The sequence below is a fragment of the Peribacillus butanolivorans genome (assembly GCF_001273755.1).
GTDB lineage: Bacteria > Bacillota > Bacilli > Bacillales > DSM-1321 > Peribacillus > Peribacillus butanolivorans.
The window spans coordinates 3,548,508-3,564,098 of the sequence record NZ_LGYA01000001.1 but is presented as its reverse complement, the minus strand read 5'-3'; the positions used below and the strand labels follow the sequence as shown (position 1 = coordinate 3,564,098).

17 protein-coding genes and 1 riboswitch are annotated in these 15,591 nt (G+C 36.9%); of the genes, 13 read left to right on the top strand and 4 right to left on the bottom strand.

Going from position 1 to position 15,591, the window contains the following annotated elements; all coding sequences use genetic code 11:
- Positions 1–100 precede the first annotated feature (100 nt).
- Complete coding sequence (locus AKG34_RS16445) at positions 101–1,282, bottom strand: acyltransferase family protein (RefSeq protein ID WP_053347073.1); 1,182 nt, start codon at positions 1,280–1,282, stop codon at positions 101–103.
- 786 nt (positions 1,283–2,068) lie between these two features.
- Positions 2,069–2,150, top strand: a riboswitch (cyclic di-GMP riboswitch).
- 20 nt (positions 2,151–2,170) lie between these two features.
- On the opposite strand from AKG34_RS16445, the gene AKG34_RS27125 reads away from it, so the two are divergent.
- The 6 genes from AKG34_RS27125 to AKG34_RS16430 all read left to right on the top strand — a co-directional run bounded on the left by AKG34_RS27125 (position 2,171) and on the right by AKG34_RS16430 (position 5,757).
- A complete protein-coding gene (locus AKG34_RS27125) occupies positions 2,171–2,287 on the top strand; it encodes an anti-repressor SinI family protein (protein WP_083450819.1) in 117 nt (38 codons plus the stop codon).
- Positions 2,288–3,324: 1,037 nt separating this feature from the next.
- Positions 3,325–3,462, top strand: a complete 138-nt coding sequence (locus tag AKG34_RS28040; protein WP_157444530.1) for a hypothetical protein — start codon at positions 3,325–3,327, stop codon at positions 3,460–3,462.
- Between the two features lie 405 nt (positions 3,463–3,867).
- The gene (gene gloA2 / locus AKG34_RS16440; protein ID WP_053347072.1) at positions 3,868–4,254 is read left to right on the top strand and encodes an SMU1112c/YaeR family gloxylase I-like metalloprotein; all 387 of its coding nucleotides are present in this window, start codon (positions 3,868–3,870) and stop codon (positions 4,252–4,254) included.
- Between the two features lie 264 nt (positions 4,255–4,518).
- Complete coding sequence (locus AKG34_RS29330; protein WP_269083743.1) at positions 4,519–4,650, top strand: YwzD family small protein; 132 nt, start codon at positions 4,519–4,521, stop codon at positions 4,648–4,650.
- Positions 4,647–5,138: a VanZ family protein gene (locus AKG34_RS16435; protein WP_053347071.1), complete on the top strand. Its 492-nt coding sequence runs from the start codon at positions 4,647–4,649 to the stop codon at positions 5,136–5,138. The genes AKG34_RS29330 and AKG34_RS16435 overlap by 4 nt, the downstream gene beginning before the upstream one ends.
- 160 nt (positions 5,139–5,298) lie before the next feature.
- Positions 5,299–5,757 (top strand): hypothetical protein, encoded by a 459-nt coding sequence (locus AKG34_RS16430; RefSeq protein WP_053347070.1) that lies wholly within the window; start codon positions 5,299–5,301, stop codon positions 5,755–5,757.
- A 455-nt stretch (positions 5,758–6,212) separates the two neighbouring features.
- On the opposite strand, the gene tagU is transcribed toward AKG34_RS16430, so the two are convergent.
- On the bottom strand, positions 6,213–7,142 hold the full coding sequence (gene tagU / locus AKG34_RS16425; RefSeq protein WP_053347069.1) for a polyisoprenyl-teichoic acid--peptidoglycan teichoic acid transferase TagU: 930 nt from the start codon (positions 7,140–7,142) through the stop codon (positions 6,213–6,215).
- Positions 7,143–7,296: 154 nt separating this feature from the next.
- Between tagU and AKG34_RS16420 the strand changes: the two genes are divergently transcribed.
- The 7 genes from AKG34_RS16420 to AKG34_RS16395 all read left to right on the top strand — a co-directional run bounded on the left by AKG34_RS16420 (position 7,297) and on the right by AKG34_RS16395 (position 12,673).
- Complete coding sequence (locus tag AKG34_RS16420; protein WP_053347068.1) at positions 7,297–8,085, top strand: hypothetical protein; 789 nt, start codon at positions 7,297–7,299, stop codon at positions 8,083–8,085.
- A gap of 3 nt (positions 8,086–8,088) precedes the next feature.
- Positions 8,089–8,466 carry a GntR family transcriptional regulator gene (locus AKG34_RS16415; RefSeq protein WP_053347067.1) on the top strand — a complete coding sequence of 126 codons (378 nt, stop codon included), beginning with the start codon at positions 8,089–8,091 and terminating at the stop codon, positions 8,464–8,466.
- The gene (locus AKG34_RS16410) at positions 8,463–9,155 is read left to right on the top strand and encodes an ABC transporter ATP-binding protein (RefSeq protein WP_082527675.1); all 693 of its coding nucleotides are present in this window, start codon (positions 8,463–8,465) and stop codon (positions 9,153–9,155) included. The genes AKG34_RS16415 and AKG34_RS16410 overlap by 4 nt, the downstream gene beginning before the upstream one ends.
- A gap of 628 nt (positions 9,156–9,783) precedes the next feature.
- Positions 9,784–9,954: a hypothetical protein gene (locus AKG34_RS28035; protein WP_161804945.1), complete on the top strand. Its 171-nt coding sequence runs from the start codon at positions 9,784–9,786 to the stop codon at positions 9,952–9,954.
- A 190-nt stretch (positions 9,955–10,144) separates the two neighbouring features.
- Entirely contained in the window at positions 10,145–10,987 is an 843-nt protein-coding gene (locus tag AKG34_RS16405) for a hypothetical protein (protein WP_053347066.1), read from the top strand.
- Positions 10,959–11,567, top strand: a complete 609-nt coding sequence (locus AKG34_RS16400; RefSeq protein WP_053347065.1) for a hypothetical protein — start codon at positions 10,959–10,961, stop codon at positions 11,565–11,567. The genes AKG34_RS16405 and AKG34_RS16400 overlap by 29 nt, the downstream gene beginning before the upstream one ends.
- Before the next feature lie 458 nt (positions 11,568–12,025).
- Entirely contained in the window at positions 12,026–12,673 is a 648-nt protein-coding gene (locus tag AKG34_RS16395) for a YwrJ family protein (protein WP_053347064.1), read from the top strand.
- Positions 12,674–12,702: 29 nt separating this feature from the next.
- Here AKG34_RS16395 and AKG34_RS16390 read toward each other — a convergent pair whose 3' ends face one another.
- The gene (locus AKG34_RS16390) at positions 12,703–13,974 is read right to left on the bottom strand and encodes a replication-associated recombination protein A (protein WP_053347063.1); all 1,272 of its coding nucleotides are present in this window, start codon (positions 13,972–13,974) and stop codon (positions 12,703–12,705) included.
- 389 nt (positions 13,975–14,363) lie between these two features.
- On the bottom strand, positions 14,364–15,344 hold the full coding sequence (locus AKG34_RS16385; protein WP_053347062.1) for a nuclease-related domain-containing protein: 981 nt from the start codon (positions 15,342–15,344) through the stop codon (positions 14,364–14,366).
- Positions 15,345–15,591: the final 247 nt, after the last annotated feature.

Sequence of the window (15,591 nt, the reverse complement as noted above, 5' to 3'; positions counted from 1 at the left end):
TTTAGGAATCGTAAAAAATTTGTTGAGATTCATATTCAAAAAATATTTACCTTTCATTTCGCACTATCTGTTTGAAAAATCCCTCTTTATAGGTAAGCTTTTACCCTATTTTTCGTTTTACAGGTTTAGGGTTCAAGGATATTTCTGTTACTGGTTCTTTTCTTCTCGTAATATACGATCCAAGGTTCATGCATGGCTTTTCAACGAATACATACGCCAATGAAGATAGTAAAAAGGAAAAGAAGAAGGAAAACATTAATATCAAGCCGGTAGGCAACTTATCATAAAATAGGTACATGAATGAGAATAACGAGATGAGATGATACAAATACAGACTATAAGAAATTTTACCGAGAAAAGTAAGTGCTTTAGACCGTAATAATGATGAAAGTTTTAAGGAAGATATGCTAATAATCATAAAGATACAAACACCACACGATACAACATAGTCCCTGAAAATATAATTGTTTAATAAATCTACTTCACCAATTATTCCTTCGTACATAAAACAAATAAATGCGATCATCAGTACTATAATTTTTACAGTTTTTTTCATTTTGGAAGTATAGTTAAATAGGTCATGGCGATACTTCGCTAATATTGCTCCCAATAAAAAAATAGTTATGTAGTGGAAACTCAAAAGACTGCTAGTTATGTTCAAATTGGAACCAAACAAATATAAAACCATAGTTGATGAAAAACTTAAAATCATAAACCAAAATAAGGAGTATTTAAGCTCTTTGCGAATAAATAAAAGTATCAAAAATGGAAAAATGATTGAAATCCTCATTTCGTGGACAAGAGACCATATTACATTGTTATAGGCGTCAGTATTGTAACTCCCAATAAACAAAAGATGTTGTAATAATAGAGCCGGTGTGTCTGAAACGGTCCAGGATTTGCTAAACCAGTTACTAATAAACGGCATATCATTATGGCTTAAAAGCATTTTAGCCAATATAGCTATAATTATTGCTACTAGATATGGTAAATAAATTCGAAAAACTCGTTTTATTAAGTATGTAGGATAATGGAATTTCGCATTATTAATAGATAAATACAAAACAAAACCACTTAATACAAAGAATAGAATGACAGACTCATTGCCGCTACTGAAAAAAAGTCTTAGAGGAGTTTCCTTGAATAAATAGAATATGTAGGGACTGCTTGAATCATACCGATAACTTGCATATGATGGGTATATCATCATATAATGCCCAATTAATACAATAAGTGCAGCTAATCCTCTTAGTGAGTCTAATTCCTCATATCTACTAGACATATTCCCCCTCCATAAGAACCGTTTTTTTTATAATATAGCATTTGTTCGTTATAAAGTATAGCTAGTTCTCTAAAACAGACAAAGGTAGACAAAAATAGACAAAAAAAGTAAAAAGGTGAACCATGGTATCCTAATCTATAGGCAAATTATTAGGGGAAGTTTATATTTGAATCTACAAGTAAATTCCGGAAAGCTGGTACATTTCATTCTTCTTGAAATTTTGAATTATTAAACTTGATAGGAAGAGGCCAGTTGGCATTTAGGGGAGGTTTTATATAAGGGATATACAGTTGTTCATTCAAAGTCAGTTTCAAGTAAATGGGGGACGGACAAAACTGTTTATGTCAAAGGTTTATATATATAGTAGTTTTTTTATGTTTAGTATATAAAGGAAGAGAATTAGTTATAGCCTGTCATTAGACTAAAGAATATAGACCTTAAGATTATTAAGAAGATATTTGAATTACTTACTAATTGAAACTTTATCGAAAAATGTATTAAAGTAATTAATAGTTATCTATTAACAATTGTTAACTTATTAAGTATAATTAATCTCAATATAGTAATTTAAAAGTAAGCGCGCATAACCACAGGTCTAAGGCATTTGGTAGGATAGCTGGGTTACTGCAAAAAGGATGAAGCAAAATTATACCTTTAGTTCAAATGAAAGAAATTTGGACACCATTAAAATTAATGGGGGTTAAGTTTTTTAAATCAGAAAGTGGAAATGTCTTCATTAAAGTTTTTAACCACCATCGTACGAAGATCTTGTAAAATATTCAATACTCTTGAGAAGGGCAAACCTATTGAAAAGTAGGGACGCAAAATTACAGGTCTAAGGCTATGCTAAGACGGCTTTGTTACCACAAATAGGGTGAAAAAGAAGATATGCAGAAAAAAACTGATGCAGAATGGGTTCATTTAATTTTGGAAGCAAAAAGTTTAGGGGTTTCCATTCAAGAAGTGCGAGATTTTATTAAGAATGAACAGAACTTGAATAATTAGCCACACAAGAATTGGAATTAGAAAAACAAAAAGATACATATACTTTGGAGGGCTGTTATTCAGCCTTTTTTTTATGAACTGGATTCTACTGTTTTCATTTGTTATAACTCAAATGCTTGCGGATGATGCGATCTTTTATCAACAAAACTATTCATTTTCGTGGGCTGATACCTAAGAGTTTCTTATAGATTAGAACAATATATTGTTAGTTCCCTATAGTATTGTTCGGAAATTGTAAGTACTAATATTTCTATAGAATATTCGGAATTAGATATATTTCCTGACTAGAATGTTCCGGCGCTAAAAATTTTCAATAAGTAGTAAAGTAATATTTAATAAAAAGTAAGGATTATCAGTATATAGCACTATTGTAAGCGTTTTCTTGTTGGATTAATATGAAGAATATAGTAAGTAGAAAGAAGCTGCATTATTTTGATTAATAAAGAGAAGATAATTCTTATTGTGATACCTGATTTTTAAAATAATGGTTGAATAGTATTTAATTTAACAACAGAAAAACAATTGGAAAAAATCCTATAAATGGGAGATGCTTTATTATGAATGAATCCAGCAATATTGTTGTGGGACTATTGTGGGGAACGTTTTTAAGCTTTCCGTTGTGGTTGTCAATTTTCGGTTGGATCAAAATTATAATGAATTTTATAGGATAAGAAATTAAAGACTCGGAATAAAAAATGCACTATTCAAACATCAGTAAAAGGTTTCTAGCTTAAACAAATTGCAGCCCTAAAAACAGTTATTTAGCAACAGATAGAGATAGAAAACTTTGCAGGGGTGAATGATACCTTGGACAGTTTAATAGGGTAATTGGTATATTGGAATATTTTGAATTAATGTATTTTGTATGATTTATAGTAGACTAGAAAGTGACGAATAGATATAAATGCCCAACAAAAAAATAGTGAATAAAACAGTTAATATTTTTGTGTATTTGACGATACTATACTATAAAGATAAAGCTAAAAGGGCTTCGCGAAGGCGATGTCAAGCTGCCATCAAAATACAAGGAGAATTTGATGACAAAAAACAAATTTATTACGTTCGAGGAAGCATATGAAAAGAAAGAAAGAAGCAAGAAAATTTTTATTGGGTCTTATATTACTATTATTTTAATCTTGATTTCTTTATTGACTTTTTTTCTTGGTCAATCTTAACGGGCATTTATCTAATAGGGCTGAGAAACCAGTCCTTTTTTTATTGCTCGTCGCTATTCATATTTCTTATATTATTTACTTCCTTTCTATTTTCTTGAAGTGAATTATTAAAGAAAACACTCTAAATTGTTCTTTTTTTATTTTAAGAGAGTGAATGAGAAAATATGCAGGGAATTCTCCTTTTGCGAAATGGGTAGGTGAAGGGAAGTAGTTAGGAAATCCAAAAACTACATAAAATAAGAAGAAAGAACGCGGAACTTTAAGATACACCGATGAAGGAAAATGCCATCTTCATTTATATGGAAGATGAAAAGGTGAAGATTTTATCTCATGTATTGATTTTTATTATTTTATGACTCTGTTAGAATTAAATTTAAACTAACTTGTATTTGTTGGAGGCAGAAAATGAAGTTAAATAAAATACACCATGTAGCTATAATCTGTTCAGATTATGAAAAATCGAAAAACTTCTATGTAAACATTTTAGGTTTGGATATCAATCAGGAAACATATCGTGAAGAAAGAAAATCTTATAAATTAGATCTAATGGTTGGAGGAAACTATCAGCTAGAATTGTTTTCATTTCCAGATAGCCCTTACAGACCAAGTTATCCAGAAGCTAGAGGGCTTAGACATCTTGCTTTTGAAGTGGAAGATATTAATCAGGCTGTGGAAGAATTAGAAGGTAAAAATATTCCTGTCGAGCCTATACGTATTGATACCATAACAAGGAAAAAGTTTACCTTTTTTAGTGATCCAGATGATTTGCCTATAGAACTATATGAAAAGTAGTATATAACTAAAATAGCTTGGTTATTAAATTTGTTTCAAGCAACATCCTTTTGATAAAATTAATTCTGATTTAAGTGGCTTCCCCTGAAAATTTACATTTAGATACTTTTTATTTGTGGAGAAGGTTTTCATTTACAAAAATCATTTACATAAAAATGAACCCATTTTATTTGTAATTATCAATTAAAAGAGCTATAATCCTTATTTTAGAAAAATGGGTTTAGGCAACATAGTGGCTCTATTCATATTGGAGTGGATGTTCTAATGACTTTTATTGATATATTAATAGATACTTATACAAAAGGAGAGTTTCAGCAGGGTGTTACAGTAAATGAACTTGTGGAAGATCTTAAGGAAAAACTAAGCAGTATCATTGAGGAAGATGATAGAATATGATCGGTAAGTTCTGTAAGTGGTTATTCCCAGTTTTGTTCGTTTTATGGGCTATGTTAATCTTCTTTTTTTCCTCGCAGACGTATGAGGAGCAAAGGATTTCTCCATTTTTAGGAAAGTTAAATACGCCGTTTTTGTATGAAAAACTCAGTGGTATTTCATTTATGTATGGTGGGCTTGAGGTGAGTGTTCATACAGCTGGAGTAGCTGGCTTTCTAGAGTTTTTTATTAGGAAGGGTGCCCATCTTATTATCTTTTTTGTATTCGGTTTTTTGACGATTTGTGTTTGGCGTACTTTTGTAAAGAAAAGCATTATTACGATTTCAGGCGCTCTTTTGTGTGTCCTTTTTTATGCTAGTGCGGACGAACTACATCAAAAATTCACAGGTGGACGTACCCCCTTGTGGCAGGATATTTTGCTTGATACATTTGGTGGATTGTTAGGCATTCTATGCTTTCTAATGATAAATCGACGGCGAAAGCGCCATTGAACCCATTTGCCCTCTTATCTTTTACTCCTTATAAATAAGAAATCACCCATGAAACCGTACCGATACTATACCTTAAGAAGTATGTCTAACGACATGCTTCTTTTTTATCGTTCTTTCCATATATATATTATAGCAATGACCTTTGTGAAGGTGATGAAAGATGAAAAGACAAAATAAGAGTCCAAAAGGAATATTGGCAAGTATGCTCCTAGTTTTAGCTGTAGGAGGTTGTATCTTTTTTCTTTGGCCGAGTGGCCCTGTACGCTTGGTGGAGGATTTTTATGAGTATGAGAGTGGGGCGGAGTTCGGGAAGTCATGGGATTTATTAAGTTCTGAAATGAAGCTACGGTTTCCGAATCGAGGCGATTATGTGCAAAATCGGGCCCATGTTTTTATGTCGCATATGGAAGTGGAAACCTTTCAGTATGATGTAGGGCGATCTAAGAAAGTGAAGAACTGGAGCCTGGCTAAGGATGGAAAAGTGCATAAAACTGCCTATATGATTCCTGTAACACAGGTCTTCGATTCTCGCTTTGGCGTGTTTACAATAGAACAGGATTGCTATGTGGTAAAGGAAAAAGGCGAATGGCGTTTGTTATGGGATTATCGTTTTGAATAGATTCCTCTCCTTTTTCGAGGTTTAAGATTCCTTTAATTATTGAAAATGGAGAGGGTATATACCTAGGAAATCAACAGTTTTCCTTCTCATGAAACATATTTCATTTTAGAGCGATCACTGATAGCTTTCAGAATAAACATTTTGTCCTGTTTGCTTAGCATTGTCCAACTACCTGCCTTGATTTTCATACAATTCACTCCTTTTATGTTATAGATTATGAAGGATATTTAGCATAATTTCGTGTCCAAAGAATAAAAGTGTCTAGTTATAAAAATGGCTCAAGTGGAAGAAAGGAATATTCAACTCATACTAGATTATACCGTCTTTTTGCGCCTAATAAACAACAAAGATTCCAACAAATCTCTACAATTGATGTCCGGTTTTTGTCAGAATATTGGACGAAGAAAATGAAAAAGCTGTCTGGATGCGGGTCCAGACAGCTTTTTCATTTTTTATTATTTTATGGATAAATGTTCTTTTAATTCGGTTTGAACTTTTTCTTGTTCTTCTTCCGACACAATATTGTAGTAGATTCCGTCGATTTTCTTTCCATTGCCCTGAATAGTTGATTGAGAAATGTCTTTGCTTGCGTCCCGGTAGTTCTTTTGGATGTCCATCATGTCATCAAACGTCAAATTTGTCTGAATATTTCTACTTAGTGCATCGAAAACTTTATCGTATTTCGTCAACGATGAAATGCTTGCGCCTTCCGTGATAACAGCTTCGATGATGGAACGTTGTCTGGATTGGCGTCCATAATCTCCATTTGGATCATCGTATCTCATCCGTGAATATTTAAGCGCCTCTTCTCCATTTAAATTAATACTTCCTTTGGCAAAATGGACACCTTCATAGGTAAAGTCCAAATTATTTTGCACAGTCACACCGCCGACTGCGTCAACGATATCCTTAAAGCCTTCCATATTGATCTTCATATAGTAGTCAATCGGAATATCGAGGAAGTTCTCGACAGTATCCATTGACATTGCCGCGCCGCCAAATGCAAACGCGTGGTTGATTTTATCCTGTGTACCGTGTCCGACAATCTCGGTGCGTGTATCACGCGGGATGCTCAGCATTTTAACCGATTTCTTTTGTGGATTAACGGTTAAGACGATCATTGTATCTGAACGGCCTTTGTCGCCATCTCGTTCATCGACACCGAGCATGAGTATAGAAAAGGGCTCCTGATCTGATAGGGCAAGGTCCTTAGTTCGTTTATCCGTGTTACGGTCTATGGGCGTATGCATCGTGTCTACAGTTTTTGTTAGGGAATTCCATACGGAGAAGGCAAAGGCTCCACCGCCTAATATAATAAGAAGGACGACAATTCCGACTACTTTCAGCCATGTCCGTTTCTTTTTCTTCTTTTTTTCGTTTCTCATATCTTACTTCCTTCCTCGTTTTGTAATCACTTAGTCTATTATATTTAATTTCAGTTTAAAAGAATAGTTTATTTTGTTATTTTATAATACCTTTGACAATTTTTGGTGTTATTGTGTACTATGTAACTAACACAGTGGTGAAGGGGTTGAGAAGTTGAATTCGTTTAAAGGATTGATGAAAAAGGAGTGGCTGATTGGGAAAAATGCTCTGCTCTGGCTGTTGGTTGTACAAGGGGGTTTAGTGTTCATTTCTTTTTTTGCATCCAGGTATTTTGAAGTTGCAGGTCTTTTTTATATGTGCACATGGTTGATCATGATTATGCAACCGTTTATTATGGTCTCTCTGATTTTTGGATGTTTGAATTCTGACGGGAAGACACAGTTATGGATTTACAATCCTCAGTCGTCGGCGATTTTGCTTGGAAGTAAATTATTGATGAGTGTTCTGTTTCAAATGGTTTCGATTATTTTTTCCTCCTGTCTTATTTTTGTGGCATCGACGATACCGGTGAGTTATTTTCAGGCAGACTTTCAGGTGGAAAATAAGTTGGGAATAATGGGCTTGCTTAAGATAGACGCGTTTATGTTAATGGTTAGTATTTTAATTGCCGTTTTTTTACTGTTTTTATGGGTGGTGTATCATGCACTCGCCCGGGTTCATTCTATTAAACATCTTCGTTGGCTGTTTGTTTCTGTTCTATGTTTAGGGATGATTATTCTCCGGAATGAGATTGTAAATACGGCATTTTATCAGAAGCTAGATGAAATATGGTTAATACCTGCGATGAGTGGTTCTTCAATGAATATGTCTGAATTCAAGTTGGAGCTTTATCTAGAAGGCGGGGGGAATATTTCACTTTTAACAAGCGGGTTGGATGTTATTGGATTAGTGCTATTGTTTCTCGCGGCATGTTGGTTGCTAGACCGAAAGATTGAGGTGTGATTGATGTCAGAGGATTTTCATGCATCAAAACCAATTTATTTACAAGTAGCCGATCGAATTTGTTATTCGATTGTGCGTGGAGAGATAAAGAGCGGTGAAAAACTGCCATCTGTTCGCGAAATGGCTGTTGAGATGGGGGTCAATCCGAATACGATTCAGCGTACCTACGCAGAGATTGAGAGGGATGGAATTGTGGAGACGAGAAGGGGGCAAGGTACATTCGTTAAAAATGATCCGGCGTTGATTGCTTCACTGCGTACCCGGATTCAAACAGAAGTTATTGAAACGTTCGTTGAAAACATGAAAGAAATCGGCTTGTCCAGAACAGAAATGTTGGCAGCAGTACAGCAATTTTTGATGAAGCAGGGGGAAGCAGAATGATAATTGAACTGCGTGAAATAACGAAAAAGTATGGAAGCGTCGTTGCCCTGGATAATATTTCGCTCACGTTTGAAGTGGGGAAGATTTACGGGGTGTTAGGAGCGAATGGAAGCGGTAAGTCGACCTTGCTCAAGCTGATTGCTGGTCTGGCGAAACCGGATCATGGTGTTGTGACGGTCGAAGGAGTGGCGGTGAGCAGGAGGATTGCCTCGGCAGTCTCTTATTTAACTGAGATTGATTTTTTCTATCCTAATTTTACGGTGGGTCAGTATATTGATTTTCATGCATCGCAGTTTGCTGATTTTAATCGGGATAAGGCAATCGAAATGCTGGCATTCATGAAGTTGGATGTCCGGAAGAAGGTACGCTCGCTGTCGAAAGGTAATCGGGGGCGGCTTAAATTAGTGCTCGCTCTGTCACGGGATGCTCCGGTCGTGTTATTAGATGAACCATTTTCAGGGTTGGATGTTATGGTCCGCGAGTCGATTGTACGTAGTTTGCTGTCTTATATCGATTTTGAAAAGCAAACGGTTATCATCACGACTCATGAAATTGAGGAAATCGAGAAAATTCTAGATGAAGTCATTCTGATTAAGGATGGCCAGATCATGGCCAAGGAAAATGTCGAGGACCTCCGCGAAAGTAGTGGGAAATCGGTGGTCGGGTGGCTGAAGGGACATCATAGGTAAATATGAAGGGAAAATAATAATGTAGCTTCGGAAAAGTTTCCGAGGTTATTTTTTTGTTTGCAAGGAGAAGGCCTTTGAATCTAATTAAAATAGATTACTTTAAAATGGGCGGTTAAACAAAGTCCCTATTAGAAAGAAGGCGCATATATATGCAGTACGGATATCATTAAAGTATAAATAACTATTGGAGGCTATAGGAAAAATGACAATTTCAAATGAAAGTAATTCAACTGAAAACACATTAAACGAGAGTAGTTCGACTGAAAGCTCATCAAACGAGAGTAGTTCGACTGAAAGCTCATCAAACGAGAGTAGTTCGACTGAAAGCTCATCCGATTAAGGAGATCTCGAGAAAATTCTAGATGAAGTCATTCTGATTAAGGATGGCCAGATCGTCGCCAAGGAAAATGTCGAGGACCTCCGCGAAAGTAGTGGGAAATCGGTGGTCGGATGACTGAAGGGACATCATAGGTAAATTGTATGACTCCAAATTAGTATTTGGAGTTTTTTTTATTGTGAAAAAACGTATTGGTTACTATAAAGGGGAAACATCAGCATCTTTAAAAAAACCAAGAGAATGCATCGAATAATAAAGGAAAGACCGATACCGTGAAAGTGAGTAGTTAAGGTGAACAACTCAAAAGGGAGTGTGTTTGCTAAATTAACGGTAAAGGGGAAAAGAGTGACATCTTCCATTAAGCAAGTCGGTAAAAAATCAGGAAAGGTCTATGTGACAGTTACAAAATCCGGGCAAAAGGAAAGTGCCCGTGTGCTAATTTCATATATGAAGGAAAAATAATAATGTAGCTTCGGAAAAGTTTCCGAGGTTTTTTTTGATTGCATGGAGAAAAGCCCTTGAATCTTTTATGGGGGAACGAGGATTTACTTTAAAATGGGTGATTAGCAAAGTCCCTATTAGAAAGAAGGCGCATATATATGCAGTACGGATATCATTAAAGTATAAATAACTATTGGAGGCTAAAGGAAAAATGGCAGAGACTGTTAATTTACCGTACCTTGAAGCTTTGAAAGGTAAATTTGTGAAGGTGTTTAAAGGCGGGCCGGATTCTAGAGAAGGCAAGCTATTAGAAGTGAAGGACGATTATATTGTTCTTCAAACAGAAGATAATCAATTAGTTTATTATGCCAGTCAGTATTTGAAAATGGTAATCGGGCAAGCGAAAAAAGCCAGTGTTGATGTATTACCGGTAGATGAAGCGCGTGTTTTTCCAAATACTTATTTGGGATTATTGGAAACACTTGTCGCTAGCTCCATTAAAGTGAATGGTGGAGGGCCGGAATCAAAAATTGGCCGGGTTTTAGATGCAAAAGAGGAGTTTTTAGTGTTATCCACCGAGAAGGACGGGCTTGTCGTATTCCCGTTTTCAAACGTTAAAAATGTAACCATCTTGGAAAGCCAATCTAATGATGATTCATCTGAGGTTACCTTTTCGGGTGCAATTACACTTAATGACGTCCTATCCTTGCTTATCCACAACTGGGTTTCGATTAATACCGGCGGACCTGAAAAGGTAGGGGGAGTACTGGTTGAAGTGGCTGACGAGCACGTCATTGTTGTCAAAAATGAAGAAATATTTTATGTTACCACCGAACAAATCAAAGTTTTGTCCTTAGCAAAGGATGAGGATGAAAATAGTTCAAATACAGGATCATCAGAAAACAGTAATTCAAATCAGAACTCATCAGAAAACAATAATTCAAATAAGGGCTCATCAGAAGACAGTAATTCAAATAAGGGCTCATCAGAAAACAATAATTCAACAGAGAGCTCATCATACGAAAGTGGTACAGCTGAAAGCTCATCAAAGTGATACAACTGAAAGCTCATCATACGAAAGTGATACAACAGAGAGCTCATCATACGAAAGTGGTACAGCTGAAAGCTCATCATACGAAAGTGGTTCAGCTGAAAGCTCATCATACGAAAGTGGTACAACAGAAAGCTCATCAGAAGAAGGCAGTACAACAGAAAGCTCATCAGAAGAAGTCAATACAACAGAAAGCTCATCAGAAGAAGGCAATACAACAGAAAGCTCATCAGATGAAAGTAGTTCAACAGAAAGCTCATCGGAAGAAGGCAATACAACAGAAAGCTCATCGGATGAAAGTAGTTCAACAGAAAGCTCATCAGATGAAAGTAGTTCAACAGAAAGCTCATCAGAAGAAGGCAATTCAACTGAATGCCTTATCGAGGGATTTGGTACAATTGAATTCTCCACAGAAGAAAATAATTTAAATGAAAATCCAGCTGAGGGTGAAGAGAGTGTCGATCCTGAGGGTGAAGAGGATGTCAGACCTGAGGGTCGTCGTCGTCGTGTAAATATATTTAAGCAAATGTGGCTTGAAAATATGATTAAAGCATCGAAGGGTATCTATAAAGAAGAAGATTGACCATACAGGTACAGCAACCAACAAAGTTGTTGTGCCTTCTTTTGAAAGTGGACATGCCGCTAGTGCTCGTAATGGAAAATGTATTCTATTACTCTTATAAGTGTAATCCTTTTACTGGATACGAGGAGTGATTTTACTGCGGCTTAAAGCGCGTCGATAGCAGTCCACAATGGTCTAAATTTAAATGATGTAAAAGTTATCGAGATAGAATTGAGAGATTGAAATGTTGTTTCTCACTGATGAAACCCTAACATCGTGTGGACTAATTTCCGGGAAAAATTGGCCAAGCAAGGCGATTCAAATGTAAATTAGCTAAGTGTTCCGGTTACAAAATAAGAAAGGCTTAGTCTTAGCGTTTAACTGACAGTTTTACATCCTGCCTGTGGATGATTTGGACAAAATGGCTTATTGGTGGGATTTGAGTTTTTTAAACAATAAAATAGAAAGGTGGTCACAACTTGTTATCTAAAAATATTGGTCAGTATATTGAACTAGAACTCTCTGGAAATATTCAAGTAGTTGGGATTTTAATAGAAGCAAGTTCGGACATTATTGTCCTGTATACGGGAAAAGTGTACCGCTACATTCCATTAAGGCACATTGAAAATTTTTCCTTTCCAATAACGGATGAGGAGATTGAGAAGGGGGTAGATCCAGAAATCAGTGAGACGTCGTTCCGCAAATTGTTGATGAACGCGAAGGGCATGCTTGTTGAAATTTTACTTGCTAAAACAAATCCGGTCTATGGCTATATCGTGGGCATTATGAATAACTACTTCGTCTTTTATTCACCTGTTTTTAAAACGATGTTCATCTCGATGGATCATTTGAAGTGGCTTACAGTTTGTGATGAAGAAAAAGGGCCGTACGGCTTGAACAAAAGTGAACAACTTCTTCAGGTTTCTACTTTAAGCTGGGCACGGACATTAGAGGAACAGTTAAAAAAGTTAACTAATAAACTGGTCGTGCTCAATTTAGGTAGGCATCCGATGGATATTGGGAAAATCAATCATCTGCAAGACAGCATCATTGAGATGGTGAATGCTCAAGGTGATACGGTTTTTGTCAATATGAGACATGTGAAAAGCTTTCATTTTCCACAATGAAAAAACTCCGGGTCTGGTGTGATCCGGAGTTATTTCTTTTTCTCAATATTTTCATAGACCGAGGCAAGGGCTTGTTCAAATTTCCCGCTCTTTTTCGGTTTATAATATTTTTTGTTGCGCAGTTTGTTCGGTAAGTATTGCTGCTTCACCCAGCCATTTTCGTAGTCATGCGGATATAGATAGTCGATGCCTCGGCCGAGATCTTTTGCCCCTTTGTAATGGGCATCCTTAAGATGGTCAGGCACGTCACCGCTATGGCCGCTGCGAATATCAGATAAGGCTGCGTCAATCGCGATATAGGCTGTGTTTGATTTCGGTGATAAGCACAGCTCGACAACTGAGTTGGCCAGTGGAATCCGGGCTTCTGGAAAACCAAGCCGTTCAGCAGCTTCAACTGCAGCTAGGGCTCGCGGGCCAGCCTGCGGATTAGCAAGACCAATGTCCTCGTAAGCAATGACGACCAAACGGCGGGCAATGCTGACAAGGTCGCCGGCTTCCACCAAGCGCCCTAAATAATGAAGGGCAGCATTCACATCGCTGCCACGGATTGATTTTTGGAAGGCGGACAGGACGTCATAGTGAGCATCTCCATCCTTGTCATGTGAAAAGCTTTTTTTCTGCATGCATTCCTCGGCAATTTGTAAATCTATAATAATCGTTTCAGACTCGTCAGGTTCGGTGGAAATAACAGCGAGCTCTAGGGCGTTCAGAGCGCTGCGGACATCTCCGTTCGAAGCGGTCGCAAAATGCGTAAGGGCATCAAAGCCGACCTCTGTTTTATATTGACCAAGTCCGCGCTCTTCATCATGAAGTGCACGTTCCAGGGCTTTTGTGATATCGCTGATTTCCAATGATTTGAGCTCGAAAATCTGACACCGGCTGCGGATTGCCGGATTGATTGCATGATAAGGATTACTAGTCGTCGCGCCAATTAAGGTAATCATCCCGTTTTCGAGATAAGGCAATAGGAAATCCTGTTTCGCTTTATCAAGGCGATGGACCTCGTCAAGCAGCAAAATCACTTTACCAGACATCTTCGCTTCAGCAGCGACAATCTCCATATCTTTCTTGTTATTGGTTACCGCGTTCAGCGTCCGGAACGCAAACTTCGTGCTTCCGGCAATCGCACTAGCAATCGATGTCTTACCAATTCCAGGCGGACCATACAGAATCATTGAAGATAACTGCTTGGCTTTGACCATCCTTGCGATAATCTTTCCTTCACCGACCAGATGCTCCTGCCCAATGATTTCATCAATCGACCGAGGCCGCATCCGGAAAGCAAGCGGTTTAATATTCATTGCGCACCTCTCCTTTTTATATAAGGTATCACAAATAAAGGGTAAAATGCTCTGATTATGCTGTGAATGCAGTTGAATTAGTTTTAAATTCGACCTTAAGGGAAAAAATTCGTCCGTGGATCGGAATAAATCGACCTTCAGTGAATGAATTCGTCCGTGGGTCGGAATAAATCGACCTTCAGTGAATGAATTCGTCCGTGGGTCGGAATAAATCGACCTTCAGTGAATCAATTCGTCCGTGGGTCAAATAAATCGACCTTCAGTGAATGAATTCGTCCGTGGGTCAAACTAATTCGACCTTCAGGAAGTTAATTCGACCGTGAGCAAATTAATTCGACCTTCAGGAAGTTAATTCGTCCTTCAAGAAAATAATCCGTCCTTCACACCAATTATTTCGTCCTATCCTCAAAAATCGAACGTAAAGAGTAAACTCTTCCTTTGGTGTGGCCAGAATGATTTAACTTTAATGAAGTTAATAACTTTTTTGCGCTGGATGGAGATTTGAGTTGGAGGAATTGCCGGAATTCACTGTTGGTAATGGTAGGTTTAACGAGGCATACATAATCCTGAAGAGCAGAGATGTGGGCATCATGGGAAGAATGCAAACATATGCGGCAAATCCACTTTCTTAATCGCCTCTCCATAGAAAATGCATAGCATTTATGGCAGTACACTCCTGTTTGAAGGGCGTTAATAGGAATTCCATAACTTTCTAAAAGCTTTGGAATATAAGGTGTATGTTCGTCGAGCAATAAAGTAGATATTCTCTTCATATCTCTAGTTGAAAGGATTTTCTTTTTATATTTTTCTTTGAATTCTCCAATTTTTATAAGAATACTATCTTTACGTATCACTTTTCTATTAATATCTCTATTCTCAGCTCGTATTATAGTTGACGAATTGGCACTGACGACTAATGTTTCTACTGGAATGTTGATGATTTTTTTTGATTTTAACCATTCTAACAGCTGTTGGCGCTGCCGGTTCACTTGCAGAATTGGATCATCAAAAGCTTCCGTTTTTCCATCTGTATTTGTGCGGATAAGTTGATTGAATGTGTTGTCGAAATAGATTTCACCAGCCATGTTTTTCACTTCAATAATTAATAGAAAATAAGAAGTAAGAATAAGGATGTCCATTTGGAAGGGGAAGGGTGATCCGATTAAACGGAGGTCATGAAAGAGAAGATACTCTTTTTCAGGAAGGGCATTTAGAGTAGATAAGACTCTATATTCTCCACTATATCCAACTTTGATTTTTTTGATATCTAAGTTTAATATCGGTTGCCTAGCATGATCAGGTGGTAAGCGCCTCATTAGAGCTTCTATCATATGTACTTTTAAAGGTCTCTCGCATTCTTTTATAATCATGTAACCACTCCTTATCGATATTTTAATAGAAATATTCTCTATTAATGATAGGTTTCCTGTATTTTTAGTAAAAATAAATGTGTCAAAGAACAGAACTTTCGTTTTAAAAAATGTACGTTGGTTTAACAAAGAAGATAATTCGTCTTACATGTGGGATAATTCGTCCTTGAGAGAAGATAATTCGTCCGTCAGCGGAATAATTCGTCCTTGAGAGAAGATAATTCGTCCGTCAGCGGCACAATCGTCC